Source organism: Mesorhizobium sp. IMUNJ 23033, assembly GCF_044778005.1.
Classification (GTDB): domain Bacteria; phylum Pseudomonadota; class Alphaproteobacteria; order Rhizobiales; family Rhizobiaceae; genus Mesorhizobium; species Mesorhizobium amorphae_A.
Map to the genome: position 1 here is coordinate 1 of NZ_JBJACT010000094.1, position 680 is coordinate 680.

General features: G+C 65.0%; 1 protein-coding gene. It reads left to right on the forward strand.

The features are described from left to right. The coding region (locus ACFX5Q_RS34825; protein WP_404285071.1) for a zinc-binding dehydrogenase at positions 1–680 on the forward strand (680 nt) is incomplete at both ends.

Sequence of the window (680 nt, forward strand, 5' to 3'; positions counted from 1 at the left end):
CACTATATGGGCTGCTCGACCTTCTCCAACTTCACCGTGCTGCCGGAGATCGCGCTGGCCAAGGTCAACCCCGACGCCCCCTTCGACAAGATCTGCTACATCGGCTGTGGCGTCACCACCGGCATCGGCGCGGTCATCAACACGGCCAAGGTCGAGCAAGGCGCCACCGCCGTCGTCTTCGGCCTCGGCGGCATCGGCCTCAACGTCATCCAGGGCCTGAAGCTTGCCGGCGCCGACATGATCATCGGCGTCGACTTGAACAACGACAAGAAGCCGTGGGGCGAGAAGTTCGGTATGACGCACTTCGTCAATCCGAAGGAGATCGACGGCGACATCGTCCCGCATCTGGTCAACATGACCAAGCGCGGTGCCGACCAGATCGGCGGCGCCGACTACACCTTCGACTGCACCGGCAGCACCAAGGTGATGCGCCAGGCGCTGGAAGCCTCGCATCGCGGCTGGGGCAAGTCGGTCGTCATCGGCGTCGCCGGCGCCGGCCAGGAGATCTCGACCCGGCCGTTCCAGCTGGTCACCGGCCGCACCTGGATGGGCACCGCCTTCGGCGGCGCGCGCGGCCGCACCGACGTGCCGAGGATCGTCGACTGGTACATGGACGGCAAGATCCAGATCGACCCGATGATCACGCACACGCTGAAGCTGGAAGACATCAACAAGGGCTT